The 20,424-nt window shown below is 49.3% G+C and carries 13 protein-coding genes, 1 other RNA gene and 2 pseudogenes; 12 read left to right on the forward strand and 4 right to left on the reverse strand.

The features are described from left to right. Positions 1-138: 138 nt before the first annotated feature. An RNA gene (gene ffs, locus ACTHSX_RS05425) (signal recognition particle sRNA small type) lies at positions 139-235 on the reverse strand. Positions 236-495: 260 nt separating this feature from the next. Between ffs and ACTHSX_RS05430 the strand changes: the two genes are divergently transcribed. Next, entirely contained in the window at positions 496-4,329 is a 3,834-nt protein-coding gene (locus ACTHSX_RS05430; protein ID WP_440377039.1) for a DUF3683 domain-containing protein, read from the forward strand. A 189-nt stretch (positions 4,330-4,518) separates the two neighbouring features. On the opposite strand, the gene ACTHSX_RS05435 is transcribed toward ACTHSX_RS05430, so the two are convergent. From ACTHSX_RS05435 to ACTHSX_RS05445, 3 genes are read right to left on the reverse strand one after another with little or no spacing between them, the layout of a single operon-like run. Then, entirely contained in the window at positions 4,519-5,970 is a 1,452-nt protein-coding gene (locus ACTHSX_RS05435) for a LutB/LldF family L-lactate oxidation iron-sulfur protein (RefSeq protein ID WP_070591292.1), read from the reverse strand. Then, positions 5,967-6,668, reverse strand: a complete 702-nt coding sequence (locus ACTHSX_RS05440) for a LutC/YkgG family protein (protein ID WP_440377040.1) — start codon at positions 6,666-6,668, stop codon at positions 5,967-5,969. Before ACTHSX_RS05440 ends, ACTHSX_RS05435 begins: the two co-directional genes overlap by 4 nt. Beyond that, positions 6,665-7,444: a (Fe-S)-binding protein gene (locus ACTHSX_RS05445; protein ID WP_049323225.1), complete on the reverse strand. Its 780-nt coding sequence runs from the start codon at positions 7,442-7,444 to the stop codon at positions 6,665-6,667. Before ACTHSX_RS05445 ends, ACTHSX_RS05440 begins: the two co-directional genes overlap by 4 nt. 667 nt (positions 7,445-8,111) lie before the next feature. Between ACTHSX_RS05445 and ACTHSX_RS05450 the strand changes: the two genes are divergently transcribed. The 11 genes and pseudogenes from ACTHSX_RS05450 (at position 8,112) to clpP (ending at position 20,411) form a co-directional block, all read left to right on the forward strand. After that, a complete protein-coding gene (locus tag ACTHSX_RS05450) occupies positions 8,112-10,022 on the forward strand; it encodes an alpha-amylase family protein (RefSeq protein WP_440377041.1) in 1,911 nt (636 codons plus the stop codon). A 154-nt stretch (positions 10,023-10,176) separates the two neighbouring features. Next, the gene (locus ACTHSX_RS05455; RefSeq protein WP_440377042.1) at positions 10,177-11,001 is read left to right on the forward strand and encodes an amino acid ABC transporter substrate-binding protein; all 825 of its coding nucleotides are present in this window, start codon (positions 10,177-10,179) and stop codon (positions 10,999-11,001) included. Continuing rightward, a complete protein-coding gene (locus ACTHSX_RS05460) occupies positions 10,991-11,707 on the forward strand; it encodes an amino acid ABC transporter permease (RefSeq protein WP_191620639.1) in 717 nt (238 codons plus the stop codon). The genes ACTHSX_RS05455 and ACTHSX_RS05460 overlap by 11 nt, the downstream gene beginning before the upstream one ends. Positions 11,708-11,716: 9 nt before the next feature. Continuing rightward, on the forward strand, positions 11,717-12,484 hold the full coding sequence (locus ACTHSX_RS05465; protein WP_440377043.1) for an amino acid ABC transporter ATP-binding protein: 768 nt from the start codon (positions 11,717-11,719) through the stop codon (positions 12,482-12,484). Positions 12,485-12,655: 171 nt separating this feature from the next. Beyond that, entirely contained in the window at positions 12,656-14,575 is a 1,920-nt protein-coding gene (locus tag ACTHSX_RS05470; protein ID WP_440377044.1) for an ATP-binding cassette domain-containing protein, read from the forward strand. A gap of 47 nt (positions 14,576-14,622) precedes the next feature. Beyond that, positions 14,623-14,976 carry a nucleolar protein gene (locus ACTHSX_RS05475; protein WP_440377045.1) on the forward strand — a complete coding sequence of 118 codons (354 nt, stop codon included), beginning with the start codon at positions 14,623-14,625 and terminating at the stop codon, positions 14,974-14,976. Between the two features lie 36 nt (positions 14,977-15,012). After that, entirely contained in the window at positions 15,013-15,564 is a 552-nt protein-coding gene (locus ACTHSX_RS05480) for a hypothetical protein (protein ID WP_440377046.1), read from the forward strand. 188 nt (positions 15,565-15,752) lie between these two features. Continuing rightward, a pseudogene (locus tag ACTHSX_RS05485) lies at positions 15,753-16,455 on the forward strand (DNA translocase FtsK 4TM domain-containing protein); the annotation flags it as partial. A gap of 101 nt (positions 16,456-16,556) precedes the next feature. Continuing rightward, positions 16,557-18,197 (forward strand): annotated as a pseudogene (locus ACTHSX_RS05490) (DNA translocase FtsK); the annotation flags it as partial. A 192-nt stretch (positions 18,198-18,389) separates the two neighbouring features. Next, positions 18,390-19,700, forward strand: coding sequence for a trigger factor (gene tig / locus ACTHSX_RS05495; protein ID WP_371459146.1), 1,311 nt, complete (start codon positions 18,390-18,392; stop codon positions 19,698-19,700). Between the two features lie 90 nt (positions 19,701-19,790). Next, positions 19,791-20,411 (forward strand): ATP-dependent Clp endopeptidase proteolytic subunit ClpP, encoded by a 621-nt coding sequence (gene clpP, locus ACTHSX_RS05500; RefSeq protein WP_049333839.1) that lies wholly within the window; start codon positions 19,791-19,793, stop codon positions 20,409-20,411. Positions 20,412-20,424: the final 13 nt, after the last annotated feature.

The raw sequence follows: 20,424 nt of genomic DNA on the forward strand, positions 1-20,424 counted from the left end.
AAACAAAAACAGCCGAAAATCTTTATTTAGGTTTCGGCTGTTGGGGAAAAGGAATTTTGCAAAGGTCTCGGCCTTTTTATTACGCTTTATACAATGAAAAATGCCGGAGACTTAACCATCTCCGGCATTTTTGAATAAGGTGGCGAGCCGAACCCCCGGCACTGGCTCATCAGAGTGGGCTGCTGGCTTCCGCCCCTGACCCGGTGTTCCGAATTACCATGCGGGGAGACCCGCCATAGAAGAAACGCATTATAGCGGTTTTACAGAAAAACTCAAGCGATAAAATCTATCAGGCCGTCTGAAAACCATTTACACGACAAGATTGTAAACAATATTGCCTAGTTGCAAATCATTCCCATTGAAATGTTTATTGTCTTTTCCATTGAAAAATATCGAAAATTACACTACATTAACACTTTACGCCATCAAGAAGAATTTGCATTTTTCAGACGGCCTTTAATATAAAAACATTACATCCATCAACGGAACACGACCATGACCACGACTACTGCCCCTCAGCGTATTCGAGAAATTCCCTATAACTATACTTCTTATACCGACCGCGAAATCGTCATCCGACTGTTGGGCAACGAAGCGTGGCAAATCCTGCAAGATCTGCGCGGTCAACGCAAAACAGGACGTTCGGCACGAATGCTGTTTGAAGTATTGGGCGATATTTGGGTGGTCGTGCGCAATCCGTATCTGGTCGATGACTTGTTGGAGCACCCGAAACGCCGTACCGCGCTGGTGCGTGAAATGCGCCACCGTTTGAACGAGATCCGCAAACGCCGCGACGACAATCAGCAAGTAGATGTCTTAGTTGCCGCAGCAGAAAAAGCAGTCGAGCGTTTTGATAGCAGTTTTGATGAAACCATCCAAAAACGCCATCAGATTTTGGAACGCTTAAGCAAAATCACCAAACCGCACAACATCATGTTTGACGGCTTGGCTCGCGTAACGCACGTTACCGATGCAACCGACTGGCGTGTGGAGTATCCGTTTGTTGTCGTCAATCCTGATACCGAAGCAGAGATCGCGCCTTTGGTCCGCGCCTTAATCGAATTGGACTTGGTCATTATCCCACGCGGCGGCGGTACGGGTTATACCGGCGGCGCAGTGCCTTTAGACGCAAACAGCGCAGTCATCAATACCGAAAAACTCGACAAGCATCGTGGTGTCGAATACGTTGAGCTGGCAGGCTTGGACGGCAGACATCCGATTATCCATTGCGGCGCAGGCGTAGTAACCCGCCGAGTAGAAGAAACCGCGCATCAGGCAGGTTTGGTGTTCGCCGTCGATCCAACCTCCGCCGATGCATCTTGCGTGGGCGGTAATGTGGCGATGAACGCAGGCGGTAAAAAAGCCGTACTGTGGGGTACTGCCTTGGACAACCTCGCCTACTGGAACATGGTCAACCCTCAAGGCGAATGGCTGCGTATCGAACGCGTGCGCCACAATTTCGGCAAAATCCACGACGAAGAAACCGCCGTGTTTAACATACATACGCTGGATTCAGATGGCCGCAATATCGTCAATACCAAACGTTTGGAAATCCCCGGACACAAATTCCGCAAAGTCGGTTTGGGCAAAGACGTTACCGACAAATTCTTGAGCGGCCTGCCCGGCGTGCAAAAAGAAGGCACGGACGGCATCATCACCAGCGTCGCCTTCGTGTTGCATAAAATGCCGAAATACACGCGTACTGTATGTATGGAGTTTTTCGGTACGGTTGCCACCGCTACGCCGTCCATTGTCGAAATCCGCGATTTTCTGCTTGCCCATGAAAGCGTACGATTGGCCGGTTTGGAGCATTTAGACTGGCGTTACGTCCGCGCCGTCGGTTATGCCACCAAAGCGGCAGGCAAAGGCCGACCTAAAATGGTCTTGCTGGCAGACGTCGTTTCCGATGACGAAGCCGCCGTACAGGCAGCCGCCGAACACATCTGCGAACTCGCCCGCGCCCGCGACGGCGAAGGCTTTATCGCCATATCTCCTGAAGCCCGTAAAACCTTCTGGCTTGACCGCAGCCGTACCGCCGCCATCGCCAAACACACCAACGCCTTTAAAATCAATGAAGACGTGGTAATCCCACTCGAAAGGCTCGGCGAGTATTCAGACGGCATCGAACGCATCAACATTGAGCTTTCCATCCAAAACAAACTCAAACTCTGTGCTGCCTTGGAGCAATATCTATCCGGCAAACTCCCCATCGACAAAATGGGAACAGACCTGCCAACCGCCGAACTGTTGGGCGAACGCGGCAAACACGCCCTTGCCCACGTTTCCTCCGTCAAAGAACGTTGGGACTGGTTGCTCGCCAATCTCGATACGCCGCTTGCCGACTATAAAGCCCGCTACGGCAAAGCCGTCCATGCCGCGCCCGAAGCCAAAGACGACGAGAGCTGTTTCACCGCATTCCGCGACTTCCGCCTGCGCGTTTCCGTCAAAGACGACGTAATGAAACCGCTCGCCGAAATATTCAGCGGCAAAACCGACACCAAGATCATCGAAGGTTTGGGCAAAATCCATGCCAAAACCGTGCGCGGCAGAGTCTTCGTCGCCTTGCACATGCACGCCGGCGACGGCAACGTCCACACCAACATCCCCGTCAATTCAGACGACGCCCAAATGCTTCAGACCGCCTACCGCTCGGTAGAGCGCATCATGAAAATCGCCCGCTCGCTCGGCGGCGTGATTTCCGGCGAACACGGCATCGGCATCACCAAGCTCGAATTTTTGACCGATGAAGATTTGCAGCCGTTTTGGGACTACAAAAACCAAGTCGATCCCAAACACACCTTCAACCGTCACAAACTGATGAAAGGCTCGGATTTACGCAACGCCTACACGCCGTCTTTCGAGCTGTTGGGCGCGGAATCGCTGATTATGGAAAAATCAGACCTCGGTACCATCGCCGATTCCGTCAAAGACTGCCTGCGCTGCGGCAAATGCAAACCTGTCTGCTCCACCCACGTCCCGCGTGCCAACCTGCTGTACAGCCCACGCAACAAAATCCTCGGCGTGGGATTGCTGACCGAAGCCTTCTTATACGAAGAGCAAACCCGCCGCGGCGTTTCCATCAAACACTTCGAAGAACTCATGGACATCGGCGACCACTGCACCGTGTGCCACCGCTGCGTCAAACCTTGCCCCGTCAACATCGACTTCGGCGACGTAACCGTAGCCATCCGCAACTACCTTGCCGATTCCGGCCACAAACGCTTTGCACCCGCCGCATCGATGGGCATGGCATTTCTGAACGCTACCGGCCCGAAAACCATCAAAGCCCTGCGCGCCGCCATGATACAAACCGGTTTCCCTGCGCAGAACTTCGCTTACAAAATTGGCAAACTGCTGCCCGTCGGCACCAAAAAACAAAAAGCCGAACCGAAAGCCACCGTCGGCACCGCTCCGGTTAAAGAACAAATCATCCACTTCATCAACCGTCCTTTGCCTAAAAGCGTGCCCGCTAAAACACCGCGTTCCATGCTCGGCATCGAAGACGACAAAAGCATCCCCATCATCTGCAATCCCGCCGCGCCCGAAGATGCCGAAGCCGTGTTCTACTTCCCCGGCTGTGGTTCGGAGCGTCTGTTCAGCCAAATCGGACTCGCCGTCCAAGCCATGCTCTGGCACGTCGGCGTACAAACCGTCCTGCCACCAGGTTATATGTGTTGCGGCTATCCGCAAGACGCGGGCGGCAACAAGGCAAAAGCCGAGCAAATGAGCACCAACAACCGCGTCGCCTTCCACCGCATGGCGAATACCCTCAACTACCTCGACATCAAAACCGTCGTCGTCAGTTGCGGCACCTGCTACGACCAGCTCGAAAAATACCGCTTCGAAGAAATCTTTCCCGGCTGCCGCATCATCGATATCCACGAATACCTGCTCGAAAAAGGCGTGAAACTGAACGGCGTGAAAGGTCAGCAATACCTCTACCACGACCCCTGCCACACCCCAATCAAAACCATGAACGCCACCCAAATGGCAAGCAGCCTCATGGGGCAGAAAGTCGTCTTAAGCGACCGCTGCTGCGGCGAATCCGGTATGTTTGCCGTCAAACGACCCGACATTGCCACTCAGGTCAAGTTCCGCAAACAAGAGGAAATTGAGAAAAACCTCAAAGAGCTGCCGCAGGGCGAACCAGTCAAAATGCTTACCTCCTGCCCAGCCTGCCTGCAAGGCTTGAGCCGCTACGCCGACGACAACAATATGCCTGCAGACTACATCGTTATTGAGATGGCGAAACACATCCTCGGTGAAAACTGGCTGGATGAGTTTGTGAAAAAAGCCAATGACGGCGGTGTAGAAAAAGTATTGCTCTAAGGACTTAGACAAAACTTTGGGCCTGTAATAAATGCCGTCTGAAAATCTTTCAGACGGCATTTTTATTCAAAAGAATCAAGATAAAATAATCAAATCAGACGCCTTTGCAAATAACAATGCCACACCAGTAGTATTCAATAAAAAATAAAACCTGAGGCCTTTTATTCCTCAGGTTTTATTTATCAAGCCTTATGCTTTTTCTTTCTGGAGTTTCTCTGCCATCAGTTGATGCAGCGTTTTCTTAGCCGGTTTCATCGGAACACGGTTATCCGTCCAGCCCAGCTGCTTGCTAGGCGTCAATGCACGGAATTTAGTGGCTGTCCAACCGAATGCACGGTAAGCTTTACTGCCGCTGAAAATACCGTCAAACGTACGCCACGCCATTTGTTCGCCGAAAGTATGCGATGCGCCTTGACCACGGATAGGATGCGGAACGATTTCGGTTGGCGAACGTTGCGCTTCAACACGCAGACGTTGCATTTGTTCGGTAATCGGAATGCGTACCGGACAAACCTCAACACAGGCACCACACATGGTACATGCAGTCGGCAGATCACGTGTCGCATCCAAGCCCAACAAATGCGGAGAAATAATCTCGCCAATCGGGCCGGGATAAGTCGTACCGTAAGCCGCGCCACCGATACGGGTATAAACCGGACAGTGGTTCATACACGCACCGCAACGGATACATTGCAAAGTACGGCGCATTTGATCTTCTGCATAAGCTTGGCTACGGCCGTTATCAAGCAGTACCAAGTGCATTTCTTGAGGGCCGTCCAACTCTTCGCTACGGCGAGGGCCGGTAATCATATTGAAATAAGTGGTAATGTTCTGACCGATGGCGGAGCGTGGCAACAGACTGTACAAAGGCGGAACATCCGACAGCTTCGCAACCACTTTTTCAATACCGGTAATGGCGATGTGCACAGGCGGTACAGTGGTACTCAAACGGCCGTTGCCTTCGTTTTCGACCAAACACAAAGTGCCTGTTTCAGCAACGGCAAAGTTTACACCGCTCAAACCGACATCGGCAGTGCTATAAATATCACGCAGTGCTTTACGCGCAAATCCGGTCAACTGGTCTACGTCGTCTGTCAATGGCGTGCCGAGATTTTGGTGGAAAAGTTCGCTTACCTGCTCTTTGGTCTTATGAATGGCAGGCATCACGATATGGGTTGGTTTCTCGCCGGCCATTTGAACGATAAACTCGCCCAAGTCGCTCTCAACCGCTTTAATGCCTTGATCTTGCAGATAATGGTTCAGCTCAATCTCTTCGCTGACCATAGATTTGCCTTTCACCATCAACTTGCCGTTTTTATCGGTAATGATGTTGTGAATGATTTGGCAGGCTTCAGCAGGGGTTTCCGCCCAATGGACTTTAACACCCAACTTGGTCAGGTTTTCTTCCAGCTGTTCCAATAATGCAGGCAATTTGGACAACGAACGTTGACGGACATGTTCACACAAGTCACGCAGGCTTTGCAGCTCTTCTTCATCTGTCAAAACGGCTTTGCGCTTGGTCATCAGCATATCCATCGCTGTGCGCAAGCTTTTACGAAGAGGCTTATCTTGCAAAGAAATCGCAGCGTTTTGCTTGAACGTTTCCGGCTTCATATGGAACTTAATGGTTTGAGAACTCATGCTTTTTCCTCCAAATCGGCAGGGGAAATATGATCAGGCAGAATGGCCAAAACCACCAAATCGCGCGGGCCGTGTGCACCATAGGCCAAAGTCAATTGAATATCGGCAGTCTTAGACGGACCGGAAATCAAAATAACGTTGGTAGGCATGCCTTTTTCCACCAGTTTTTCACCTTCAACAGCATTATGGAATTCGTTGTACATTTTGCTGGTGTCAAACAGGCAGAAATGCACAGGCGGAACCAAACTCAGACTGCGCGGCTCAAGAGGGCTGGACTCCAGCATAATCGTACCGGTACGGGCAATACCGCATTTAGAGCCGCTAAAACCAGCTTCAATATCGGTAAAGAATTCGTTTTTCCAGTCGTCGATTTTTCGCTCAAAACCACGAGGTTCAATATTGGTATCGGCCAAAGCTGCACGAGCCAGCTGACCATGTTCTGTTTCCAATGGGAGCAGAATGTTTTTCAAGCCTTTGCCTTCGGCTGCTTGACGGAATACTTGCGGCCAGTTGGATTTGGTAACCCAATAGATTTCAGTTTTGACGGCACGCATGGCAGCCGCCCAATGTTTCAAACGCTCGACATCGTTTGCCCAAGAAACACCCATTTCACGGTAATAATCGAAAACCGGCGGCTCTTCCATCGGCAAGGCATCAGCTTTTTTCAATTTCGCTAAAATATTTTCGCGCGCGCTCATGCTTTACCTCCGGTACGTTCCAACAGGAAAGATGCAATATGTTTCGGACGTGGCATATTGGGTTCATCTTTGGCAATTTTGCCGCCGATATTCATCATGCAGCCGCAGTCTGCGCTGATGATTTCAGTTGCGCCTGTTTCTTTCAGGGCTGCAACTTTGTCGGTTACCATCGCGCCGGAAATATCAGCTTGTTTCACAGAGAATGTACCGCCAAAACCGCAGCACTCGCTTTCATGGTCGTGAACGATACGTTCAACATTTTCCATGCCGTCAATCAGCTGCCAGCCTGACAAATGGACATTCATCTCACGACGCGCGGCGCAGGAAGTATGAACGGCCACTTTAACCGGCTCGCCTTTATCTTCAGGTTTGTAACCAATCGCCAGCAGGAAGTGGGTAAATTCGATAATACGGTTGGCACAATCAATCGCTTTTTGCTCGTACTCGGTGCCTTTGAACAAAGTTGGCCAGTGGTGTTTCATCATGCCGCCGCAAGAACCGGAAGGCACGACAATCGGCCAATTTTCAGGGAATAAATCCAGTTGCGCTTTGGCAACATCAAAAGCTTCTTTAGGATGGCCTGACGAATAGGCCGGTTGGCCGCAGCAGCTTTGCTCCATAGGATAATGGATACGAATGCCCTGTTGTTCGATTAAAGTGATGGCATCCATGCCTGCTTCCGGCATGAAAAGGTCGAGAACGCAAGTACCGAAGAAATAAGCATCGGTTGGCTTGCTGTCGAATACGGTGATTTGTGGTGGTTTGATTGCGCTCATTTTTTTGGAACGGGACAACCCGTTTTCTTGTGTAAAAATAAGATGGGTACTTTAAGTAATTGCTTGTAACGGGTCAAGTCTAATTTTAAAAAATAATATTAAAAAAGCATGACAAACCAGACAAAAACCTTTCCTTTATTAACTTGATAATCTACATAATAACCACTATCAATAAGAAAACTAATGGATTCATTTTTTAATAAATGAAACTCGTCCATCCCCTCTCTCTTCAAATCAGAATAACTGCCTCTTTATCGAATCTTGATTTACATCAGAAGTCATAAATTTAATCGCTATGACACGTTTTTAGACGAAACAAGCAATCCGCTATGCTATACATATGTTTCAGACGGCCATATTGGAATAAAAAAATGTCTAAGATAATAAAAATAAAAGTTTTTCTCACAAGACTCAGGTCGTCTGAAAGATAAGTTCGTCAAAAGGCCACTTTCCATATGCTCAACCTTACTTTTAATCAAAATCAAACACTTGAAAAATCGTCCTTCTTAAGCTTGAAAACCCTATGCACACTCAAGCACTTCCAGTATCATTGAGACAGTTTCTTGACGTAAAATTACAGTCTTAGCCGCCCACAATCGGCATGGATTTTCAAAAGAAGTGAAACCAAGCTTCAAAACAATTTTACCTTAACTTCGGAGTAGGCATTATGTTGACCCAGACTCAACAGGTTGATTTGACCTTGCATCACCTTAAAGAACGCACCCTATCGATTTATACCCCCGAACAGCGTGCAAGCATCGAGACATCTGAAGACTGGAAACAGTTTGACAGACGACTTGAGGAACACTTTCCAAAACTGATGCACGAGCTGGACAATGTTTACAACAATAACGAAGCCGTCCTCCCCATGCTGGAGCAACTGATTGCCCAAGCATGGCAAAGCTATTCCCAACGCAACTCATCCTTAAAAGAAATCGATATCGCGCGCGAAAACGATCCTGATTGGATTTTGTCCAACAAACAGGTTGGCGGCGCGTGCTACGTCGATTTGTTCGCAGGCGATCTGCAAGGCTTGAAAGCCAAAATTCCTTATTTCCAAGAGTTGGGCCTGACCTATCTGCACCTGATGCCCCTGTTTAAATGCCCTGAAGGCAAAAGCGACGGCGGATATGCGGTCAGCAGCTACCGCGATGTCAATCCGGCACTGGGCACAATAGACGACTTGCGCGATGTCATTGCCGCCTTGCACGAAGCAGGTATTTCCGCCGTTGTCGATTTCATCTTCAACCACACTTCCAACGAACACGAATGGGCAAAACGCTGCGCCGCCGGCGATCCGCTCTACGACAATTTCTACTACATTTTCCCTGACCGTTGGATGCCCGACCAATACGACCGCACCCTGCGTGAAATCTTCCCCGACCAACATCCGGGCGGCTTCTCCCAACTGGAAGACGGACGCTGGGTATGGACAACATTCAACTCCTTCCAATGGGACTTGAATTACAGCAATCCATGGGTATTCCGCGCCATGGCAGGCGAAATGATGTTCCTTGCCAACTTGGGCGTTGATATTCTGCGCATGGACGCCGTTGCCTTTATTTGGAAGCAAATGGGCACAAGCTGCGAAAACCTGCCTCAGGCACACGCCCTGATTCGCGCGTTTAACTCCGTCATGCGTATCGCAGCGCCAGCCGTGTTCTTCAAATCCGAAGCCATCGTCCATCCTGACCAAGTTGTCCAATACATCAGCCAAGACGAATGCCAAATCGGCTACAACCCTCTGCAAATGGCATTGTTGTGGAACACCCTAGCCACACGAGAAGTCAACCTGCTCCATCAGGCACTGACCTACCGCCACAACCTGCCCGACCACACAGCATGGGTCAACTACGTCCGCAGCCATGACGACATCGGCTGGACGTTTGCCGATGAGGACGCATGGCAGTTCGGCATCCACGGCTACGACCACCGACAATTCCTCAACCGCTTCTTCGTCAACCATTTCGACGGCAGCTTCGCTCGCGGTGTACCGTTCCAATACAATCCAAGCACAGGTGACTGCCGTGTCAGCGGTACAGCAGCAGCATTGGTCGGCTTGGCGCAAAACGATCCATATGCCGTTGAGCGCATCAAACTCTTGTACAGCATCGCCCTAAGTACCGGCGGCCTGCCGCTGATTTACCTAGGCGACGAAGTCGGTACGCTCAATGACGACGACTGGTCGAACGACAGCAACAAAAGCGATGACAGCCGCTGGGCACACCGTCCTCGTTACAATGAGGAGTTGTACAAGCAACGTCATGACAGCTCGACCACTGCCGGTCAAATCTTCCAAGGTTTGCGCCATATGATTGCCATCCGCCAAAGCAATCCGCGCTTTGACGGCGGCAGGTTGGTTACCTTCAATACCAACAACAAACACATCATCGGCTATATGCGCAACAACGCACTATTGGCATTCGGCAACTTCAGTGAACATCCGCAAACCATCAGTGCGCATACGCTGCAAGCCATGCCGTTTAAAGCACACGATTTGATCAGCGGTCAAACCGTTTCCCTGAATCAGGATTTGGTACTGCAACCCTATCAAGTCATGTGGCTTGAAATTGCATAAGCCGAAATTTTGATATACCACTCAAGGCCGTCTGAACAAATCAGCGTTCAGACGGCCTTTTAAGAAATAAGATGTATTTTGTATTTTGGGCAGTTTCGCTTAGAATGCATGCTTTAATACCAGATGACACACTAAAAATCAGGAGTAAAAATCCATGTTGAAAAAATTCATACTCGGCACCATCACTGCAGTAGTTTTGGCAGCCTGCGGCGGCGAAGGCAGCAACTCAGCTTCTTCTGCACCGGCCCAATCCGGCGCGGCTTCCGGCTCACTGATTGAGCGTATCAACAACAAAGGTACCATCACTGTCGGTACGGAAGGTACTTACGCACCATTCACCTACCACGACAAAGACGGCAAATTGACCGGCTACGATGTCGAAGTAACCCGCGCAGTCGCCGACAAACTGGGCATCAAAGTTGAATTTAAAGAAACACAATGGGACTCTATGATGGCAGGTTTGAAAGCCGGCCGTTTCGACGTGGTTGCCAACCAAGTCGGCCTGACCAGCCCTGAGCGTCAAGCGACTTTTGACAAATCCGAGCCTTACAGCTGGAGCGGTGCCGTATTGGTTGCCCGTAAAGACAGCAACATCAAATCCATCGACGACATCAAAGGCGTAAAAACCGCACAATCCCTGACCAGTAACTATGGCGAAAAAGCCAAAGCAGCAGGAGCTGAACTCGTACCGGTAGATGGTTTGGCACAATCTCTGACCCTGATTGAACAAAAACGCGCGGATGCGACTTTAAACGATGAATTGGCAGTTTTAGACTATCTGAAGAAAAACCCGAATGCGGGCGTGAAAATCGTTTGGTCTGCGCCTGCCGATGAAAAAGTCGGTTCCGGCTTGATTGTCAATAAAGGCAATGACGAAGTCGTGGCGAAATTCAGCACGGCAATCAACGAACTGAAAGCCGACGGCACGCTGAAAAAACTGGGCGAACAATTCTTCGGAAAAGACATCAGTGTTAAATAATTTCCTTGCCTCTCTGCCGTTTATGACGGAAACACGCGCTGATATGCTCATCAGCGCGTTTTGGCCTATGGTCAAAGCCGGCTTTGCAGTATCTTTGCCTTTGGCGATCGCTTCTTTCGTTATCGGCATGATTATTGCCGTAGCCGTTGCTTTGGTGCGAATCATGCCCTCCGCCGGCATTTTCCAAAAATGCTTGCTGAAGCTGGTTGAATTTTATATTTCCGTCATTCGCGGTACGCCGCTGTTGGTGCAGTTGGTCATCGTATTCTATGGCTTGCCTTCCGTCGGCATCTATATCGACCCGATTCCTGCCGCCATCATCGGCTTTTCGCTCAATGTCGGCGCATACGCTTCCGAAACCATACGTGCGGCAATTTTGTCCGTACCTAAAGGCCAATGGGAAGCCGGTTTCTCCATCGGTATGACCTATATGCAGACTTTCCGCCGCATTGTCGCACCGCAGGCATTCCGCGTTGCCGTGCCCCCTTTGAGCAATGAATTTATCGGTTTGTTCAAAAACACCTCGCTTGCCGCCGTGGTAACGGTAACCGAGCTTTTCCGTGTTGCCCAAGAGACAGCAAACCGTACTTATGACTTTTTGCCCGTTTATATCGAAGCTGCATTGGTTTATTGGTGCTTCTGCAAAGTGCTGTTTTTGATTCAGGCGCGTTTGGAAAAACGTTTCGACCGTTATGTCGCCAAATAAGGAGTTGTCATGATTAAAATCCGCAATATCCATAAGACCTTTGGCGAAAATACCATTTTGCGCGGCATCGATTTGGATGTCGGCAAAGGACAGGTGGTGGTTATCCTAGGCCCTTCCGGCTCAGGCAAAACCACATTTCTACGCTGTTTAAACGCTTTGGAAATGCCTGAACAAGGTCAGATCGAGTTTGACAATGCGCAGCCGTTAAGCATCGATTTTTCCAAAAAACCAAGCAAACACGATATTTTGGCACTGCGTCGCAAATCAGGCATGGTGTTCCAACAATACAACCTCTTTCCGCACAAAACTGCGTTGGAAAACGTCATGGAAGGGCCGGTTGCCGTACAAGGCAAACCTGTCGCCAAGGCCCGTGAAGAGGCAGTCAAATTGCTTGAAAAAGTCGGTTTGAGCGATAAGATTGACCTCTATCCCTACCAGCTTTCCGGCGGTCAACAGCAACGCATCGGCATTGCCCGCGCATTGGCGATTCAGCCTGAATTAATGCTGTTTGACGAACCGACTTCCGCGCTCGACCCTGAATTGGTACAAGATGTTTTGGATACCATGAAGGAATTGGCACAAGAAGGTTGGACCATGGTTGTCGTTACGCATGAAATCAAGTTTGCCTTGGAAGTGGCAACCACCGTCGTCGTAATGGACGGCGGCGTTATTGTCGAACAAGGCAGCCCGCAAGATTTGTTCAATCATCCCAAACATGAGCGGACACAAAAATTCCTGCGCCAAATCCGTGCGGACAATACCGATCTTCAAATTTAATTGAAACAACAGACAATTTGAAAGCATTTCCGACTGTCATTTCATAAAGGCCGTCTGAATAAGTGAAATAGAAATCGTTGATTTCGTTTTCATACTTGTTCAGACGGCCTTTTATATATCTTTTCAGGTAAAATAACGCCTTTCGTTTTACTTATCCCCTTACCTGCCATCATGATAGAAATTAAAAAACTCACCCTGCAACGCGGTTTGAAAGTCCTGCTCGATAAAGCCGATGCCGTAATCAACCTTGGACAACGCGTTGGTTTAATCGGTAAAAACGGTACGGGGAAATCCAGCCTGTTTGCGCTGATAAAAGGTGAAATCACACAAGATGGCGGCGAAATCCTTATTCCCAAAACATGGCGTCTGGCTTCCGTCTCTCAAGAAACGCCTGATTTAGATATTTCCGCTTTAGACTACGTCTTGCAAGGAGATGCCGAATTACAGGCTTTTCAGACGGCCTTGGCCCAAGCAGAAGCGCAAAACGACGGCATGAAGCAAGCTGAATATCACGCCAAACTTGAAGAAATCGATGCCTATACCGCTCCGGCACGCGCCGCCAAACTGCTTAACGGCTTGGGTTTTGCACAAGAAGAACATACTCGTCCCGTCAAATCCTTCTCCGGCGGCTGGCGTATGCGCCTCAACCTTGCCCAAGCGCTGATTTGTCGTGCCGATTTACTGCTCTTGGACGAACCGACCAACCACTTGGATTTAGAAACCGTGTTGTGGCTGGAAAACCATCTCGCGTCCCTGTCCTGTACGCAAATCATCATCTCCCATGACCGCGACTTCTTGAATGCCACCACAACGCACACCATCGAACTGTCGCAACAAAAACTAACCCAATACGGCGGCAATTACGATTTCTATCAAGCCGAACGCGCCCAGCGTCTGGCGCAACAACAAGCCGCCTACGTCAAACAGCAGGCGCAAATCAAACATCTGCAATCCTTTATCGACCGTTTCAAAGCCAAAGCCACAAAAGCCGTACAAGCCCAAAGCCGCATGAAGGCATTAGCCAAACTCGAGCGCATCGCTCCTGCGCATTTGGATAGCGAGTTTTCCTTTGAGTTTGCCAATCCGACACACCTGCCCAATCCATTATTGAAACTCGACCATGCCGACTTAGGTTATGGTGACAATACCGTTTTGCACGATATCACCTTGTCTCTGGAAAGCGGCGCACGTTACGGCCTGTTGGGCGTTAACGGCAGCGGTAAATCCACATTTATCAAAGCATTGGCAGGAAAAATCGATTTACTTTCCGGCAATATCGTCCGCTCCGAAAAGCTCAATATCGGCTATTTTGCTCAGCACCAACTGGACACATTGCGCGCCGACCAAAGTCCGGTTTGGCATATCCAACAACTCTCTCCTGAAGTCCGCGAACAGGAAATCCGCAACTTTTTAGGCGGTTTCAACTTTGTTGGCGATATGGCAATTCAAAAGACCGAGCCGTTCTCCGGTGGGGAAAAAGCGCGGCTCGCCCTTGCCATGATTATCTGGCAAAAACCTAATCTGCTGCTGCTTGACGAACCGACCAACCACCTAGACTTGGATATGCGCCACGCCCTGACACTTGCCCTGCAAAGTTTCCAAGGTGCATTAATCGTCGTTTCGCACGACCGCAGCCTGCTTGAAGCGACTACCGACAGCTTCCTCCTTATCGACAAAGGCCGTCTGAACAACTTCGACGGCGATTTGAACGACTACCGTCAATGGCGATTGGCACAAGAAAACGCCGCAGCAGCTCCCGCCGCTTCTGCACAAAGCCAAAGCCGTAAGGATACAAAGCGTATCGAGGCACAAATCCGTCAGGAAAAAGCCAAACGCAGCAAACCGATTCAGCAGAAAATCGACAAAGCCGAAAAAGAAATCGCACGATTGACTGACATTCAGACGGCCTGTGAAGCATTTTTGGCACAAGAATCTGCTTATTCAGAAGAAAATAAACCCAAATTGCAAGAGACACTCGCACAATTAACAGAAACTAAAGTAAAATTAACGCAACTGGAAGAAAACTGGCTGCAATGGCAGGAAGAGCTTGAGCAAATCCAAGTTGATGTTGAAGCCGAGTTTTCCCAATAAAAATAGAGCCATCAGGCCGTCTGAAATAAAACACAATACGGAAAAACATGACTTCAACCATCAAACAAGCCGGATACTTCCTCGTATCCTCTTTCGTCTTGGGCATTTCTCTTCATGCAGCCGCCGCAGTTTATTCCTGCGGCAACGGCAGCTATACTTCCGAACCCAAATCCTCCTGCGCACAGGCCGAATTACCTAAAATCAGCGGCCATCAAGGCAGCGGTTACCATCTCAACATCCGCAGCCTCAATGCCTCTGATGAACGCACAAGCGCAAAGCCTAAGAAAAAGGCACGCGTGGGAAAATCCGATAAACAAGAGAAAAAAGCCGACAAACCGAGCAAAAACAAAAACAGTGCAAAAGCTAAAAAACAGCAGCTCATGCCGTCTGAACAAGAATAAAATGCTCAACTGCAACGAATCAGCCCTACCTGAATCATGAAAAAATATCTGCTTACCCTATCCCTGCTTCCGCTTGCCGTTTTCAACAGCCAAGCACACGCCGCAAAAATCTACACCTGTGAAGTCAACGGCTCGATTGTCTATACCTCACGCCCAAGCGGCAACTGCCAAGCCGTCAATGATTTGCCGATTGTCGGCAAATACAGCAGCAGCCGATACGACGCCCCGGTTAGCGATGCGCCGACACTCGATGCACCGATATCACAAACTGCTCCGGCAAAAAGCAAAAACACAGCGGCAAAATCCAACCATAAGGCAACACCCAAACCAGCCCCTGTCCGCACTGCTTCTGAAACGGCTCCTCCTCCGGTTCCCAAATCCTCCGGCGTCAACAGCCGCCGCTCTATTTTGGAAACCGAGTTATCCAATGAACGCGCGGCTTTGGCCGATGCCAAAAAGCAACTGAGCCAAGCGCGGACAGCCAAAGGCGGCAGCGTCAATCAACAGGCCATCAGCACATTGCAAGGTGCGGTTTTGGATAGGGAGAAAAATATTCAAGCCCTCCAGCGCGAACTGGGCAGAATGTAAGTCCAAATCAATCAAAACATCAGGCCGTCTGAACAGGTGTAAACGAAATTCAAAATTTTCGTCACGCCAAACAGACGGCCTGAATCCTATAATGATTACGCCCGTTTCAATTTCTTGTGCCTAGTAAATACGGTATAATTTGCCCTTTACGCACATTACCTCCGGTCTTTTCAGACGGCCTTTATCTCATGACTGCAAAATCTTCTAAAACCCAAACAAAAAAACGCGTCTCTACCAAACCGGCAGCCAAACCGACCACACGCAAATCCACTAAAGCACAAACTCAAGCCGACAATAAAGTCTCCCAACGCCTGAAAGCCGCCAAAGAGCTGCAAAGAAATGAAGAAAAAAAAGCGCGTCCTGAGCATGTCGTCAACTTAATCAATGACGCTTTATGGCTGTTTGGCTTGGTTATCACCATTTATCTGGCCATTTCCCTGGCCAGCTTCAGCATGGACGACCCTGCATGGTCGCGCAGCGTGCCCAAAAGCAACGATGTCGCCAACCTCGGCGGCCTCTTCGGCGCATATCTTTCCGATGTCGGATATTATCTGTTCGGCTTATCGTTTTGGTGGTGGATAGTCGCCTCTTGCGTTTTCCTCTACAAAAACTTCCGCCCCATGAAAAAGCAGGAAAACCACAAGCCCTACAATCACGGCGTAGCCGCTTTGGCATTGTTCCTCCTGCTGGTGTGCAGTCCAATTATCGAGCATTTCCTGTTTGACAATGCATTGAGCGAATCCCTTCCCGTCGGTGCAGGCGGCTTGGTCGGCTTGCTGGCGGGTTCAGGCTTGGCTTGGCTGCTGGGTAAGTCAGGCAGCCTGTTGATTATGCTGGTGATGCTGCTGTTGTCCATTTCCCTGCTGGCTCAGGTGTCATGGTTGGAAGTCATGGCCAAATCCGGCAGCCATATGGGCGGCCTGTTTGGCAATTTGATGAAAAAACTGTCTCAATTCCAAAATAAAAAAGAAGATGTCCACTCCGAGGCTTTGGAAACCCAAAATACGCGCCGCATGGTGAAAGAGGCCAAAACCATTACCGCCACTCCAGTTGCTCCGTTGGCAGGCAGCAGCAGCAACCGTAAAACCGTTGCCGTATCCGTTGCGCCGCCCCCTAAAATCCAAACTTCCCTATTTGACGATACTGAACTTAAAAACAACGGCGAATATCACAAGCCCAACATGAACCTGTTGCGTATGCCGTCTGAAGAACCGGTTGCCGTCAATCCGGATGAATTGCAACAGACCGCAGAATTGATCGAAGCCAAGCTGGCTGAATTCGGCATCGGCGTACAGGTTGTTTCCGCCACTTCCGGCCCCGTGATCACCCGCTACGAAATCGAACCAGCACAAGGTGTCAAAGGCAGTCAAATTGTCGCCCTGTCCAAAGATTTGGCGCGCTCGATGTCTCTGCAAGCGGTACGTATTGTAGAAACCATTGCCGGTAAAAACACCATGGGCATTGAATTGCCCAATGAGAAACGCCAAGACGTCATGTTGAGCGAAATCCTCTCTTCACCCGTGTTTACCGATGCCAAGTCCAAACTGACTGTTGCTTTGGGTAAAGATATTGCAGGTACGCCCGTTGTCGGCGACTTGGCAAAAATGCCGCATCTTTTGGTCGCTGGTATGACCGGCTCGGGTAAATCCGTCGGCGTGAACGGCATGATTATGTCCATGCTCTTCAAAGCCACGCCCGACGAAGTCCGCTTCATTATGATTGACCCGAAGATGCTGGAATTAAGCATTTACGACGGCATTCCGCACCTGCTCTGCCCGGTGGTGACCGATATGCGCGAAGCGGGACAAGCGTTGAACTGGTGTGTTGCCGAAATGGAAAAACGCTACCGCCTGCTTTCCCATGCCGGCGTGCGTAATTTGGACGGTTTTAACCAAAAAGTCGAACAAGCCAAAGCGGCAGGCAAGCCGTTGCTCAATCCGTTCAGCTTAAATCCTGACGATCCTGAGCCTCTGGAAAAACTGCCGTTAATTGTGGTTGTTATCGACGAGTTGGCAGACTTGATGATGACCGAACGCAAATCCGTTGAGCAGCAAATCGCACGCCTTGCCCAAAAAGCGCGTGCAGCAGGCATTCACATGATTGTCGCCACCCAACGCCCGAGTGTCGATGTGGTTACCGGCCTGATTAAAGCCAACATTCCGACACGTATGGCCTTTACCGTACAAAGCAAAATCGACAGCCGCACTATTCTTGACCAAATGGGTGCAGATGAATTGCTCAAATACGGCGACTCATTATTCCTGCAACCGGGCAGCGCAGAACCGACACGTCTGCAAGGTGCGTTTGTTTCCGATGATGAAGTGCATCAGGTCGTCAATTTCGTCAAAGAACAGGCTCCAACCAACTATATTGAAGGTCTGCTCAGTGGCGAAGCGGCCATCGAAACCACCAATATTGTCAATCCGAACGCAAACAGCGATGAGTTATTCGATCAAGCCGTTGCCTTCGTATTGGAGAGCCGGAAAACTTCCATTTCTGCACTACAACGCCAATTGCGCATCGGCTACAACCGTGCCGCTAATTTGGTAGATGCCCTTGAAAATGCCGGTGTTCTCTCTCCGGCAGACATCAACGGCAGCCGACGGATTCTGGCGCAAAAAGACCAGCTGTAAAAAACATCAATATCGAAATGAAAAGGCCGTCTGAAAAGAATTTCCTACTTTTCAGACGGCGTTTTTATGTTATTCATGAAACATTGTGTTATACTAAGCAGCTAAATTTTGACCTTATGCACGCTTCCGAAATTCTTCGGAATACTGGTCATAAGGATAACCGTTTAAACACAACAAATTTAAGGGCTTACGATGAGCGTAACTGTTGAAACTTTAGAAAATCTGGAACGCAAAGTAGTATTGTCTCTGCCTTGGTCCAAAATCAACGCAGAAACTGAGAAAAAACTGAAACAAACCCAACGCCGTGCAAAAATTGACGGCTTCCGTCCGGGTAAAGCACCGTTCAAAATGATTGCCCAAATGTACGGCGCAAGCGCACAAAACGACGTTATCAACGAATTGGTACAACGCGAATTCTACGAAGTTGCCGTTGCTCAAGAATTGAAAGTTGCCGGTTACCCACGCTTTGAAGCCGTTGAAGAACAAGACGATCAAGAGTCTTTCAAAGTTGCCGCTATTTTTGAAGTTTTCCCTGAAGTAACTATTGGCGACCTGTCTGCCCAAGAAGTAGAAAAAGTTACTGCGACTGTTGGCGATGCCGAAGTTGACCAAACTGTAGAAATCCTGCGCAAACAACGCACCCGCTTCAACCATGTTGACCGCGAAGCCCAAAACGGCGACCGCGTCATCATCGACTTTGAAGGCAAAATCGACGGCGAACCTTTCGCTGGCGGCGCGTCTAAAAACTACGCTTTCGTATTGGGCGCAGGTCAAATGTTGCCTGAATTCGAAGCCGGTGTTGTCGGCATGAAAGCCGGTGAAAGCAAAGATGTTACCGTAAACTTCCCTGAAGACTACCACGGTAAAGATGTTGCCGGTAAATCTGCCGTATTCACCATCACTCTAAACAACGTTTCTGAAGCTACTTTGCCTGAAGTTGACGCTGACTTCGCTAAAGCTTTGGGTATTGAAGACGGCGATGTTGCCAAAATGCGTGAAGAAGTGAAGAAAAACGTTGGCCGCGAAGTTGAGCGCCGCATCGGTGAACAAACCAAAGAATCTGTAATGAACGCCCTGCTCAAAGCAGCCGATTTACAAGTTCCTGTTGCTTTGGTCAACGAAGAAGCCGCCCGCCTGGCAAACGAAATGAAACAAAACTTCGTTAACCAAGGTATGGCTGACGCTGCCAACTTGGATCTGCCTTTGGACATGTTCAAAGAACAAGCGGAACGCCGCGTTTCTTTGGGCCTGATTTTGGCTAAATTGGTTGAAGAAAACAAACTTGAGCCAACTGAAGACCAAATCAAAGCCGTTGTTGCTAACTTCGCTGAAAGCTACGAAGACCCTCAAGAAGTTATCGACTGGTACTACGCAGAGCCTTCCCGCCTGCAAGGTCCGACTTCTTTGGCAGTAGAAAGCAATGTTGTTGATTTCGTTCTGAGCAAAGCTAAAGTAACTGAAAAAGCGCTGTCTTTTGACGAAGTAATGGGCGCACAAGCTTAATTGCTCTAATGCCGTCTGAAACAGACAATCAAAAGCACCGAAGCGCTTTAAATGGCTTTGGTGCTTTTCCATCATTAACAGGAGACAAAAATGTCCTTCGATTTCAATAATTACCTTGTCCCTACCGTTATCGAACAAAGCGGTCGCGGCGAGCGCGCATTCGACATCTACTCACGCCTTTTAAAAGAGCGCATCGTTTTCTTGATCGGCCCGGTGACTGACGAATCTGCCAACTTGGTTGTTGCGCAATTACTGTTTTTGGAAAGCGAAAACCCTGATAAAGATATCTTCTTCTATATCAACTCTCCGGGCGGTTCGGTTACTGCCGGTATGTCGATTTACGACACCATGAACTTCATCAAGCCTCATGTTTCTACTTTATGCTTGGGTCAAGCAGCAAGTATGGGGGCATTCCTGTTGTCCGCCGGCGAAAAAGGTAAACGCTTTGCCCTACCAAACAGCCGCATCATGATTCACCAACCGCTCATCAGCGGCGGCTTGGCCGGTCAGGCTTCCGATATTGAAATTCATGCTAAAGAGCTGCTGAAAATCAAAGAGAAACTGAACCGCTTACTCGCCAAACATTGTGATCGCGATTTGGCCGACTTGGAACGCGATACCGACCGCGACAATTATATGTCTGCCGATGAAGCTAAAGAATATGGTTTGATTGACCAAGTTTTGGAAAACCGCGAATCTCTACAAGCCTAATCGTTATAATTTT

The organism is Neisseria sp. P0014.S002 (assembly GCF_051958295.1).
Taxonomy (GTDB): domain Bacteria; phylum Pseudomonadota; class Gammaproteobacteria; order Burkholderiales; family Neisseriaceae; genus Neisseria; species Neisseria flavescens_B.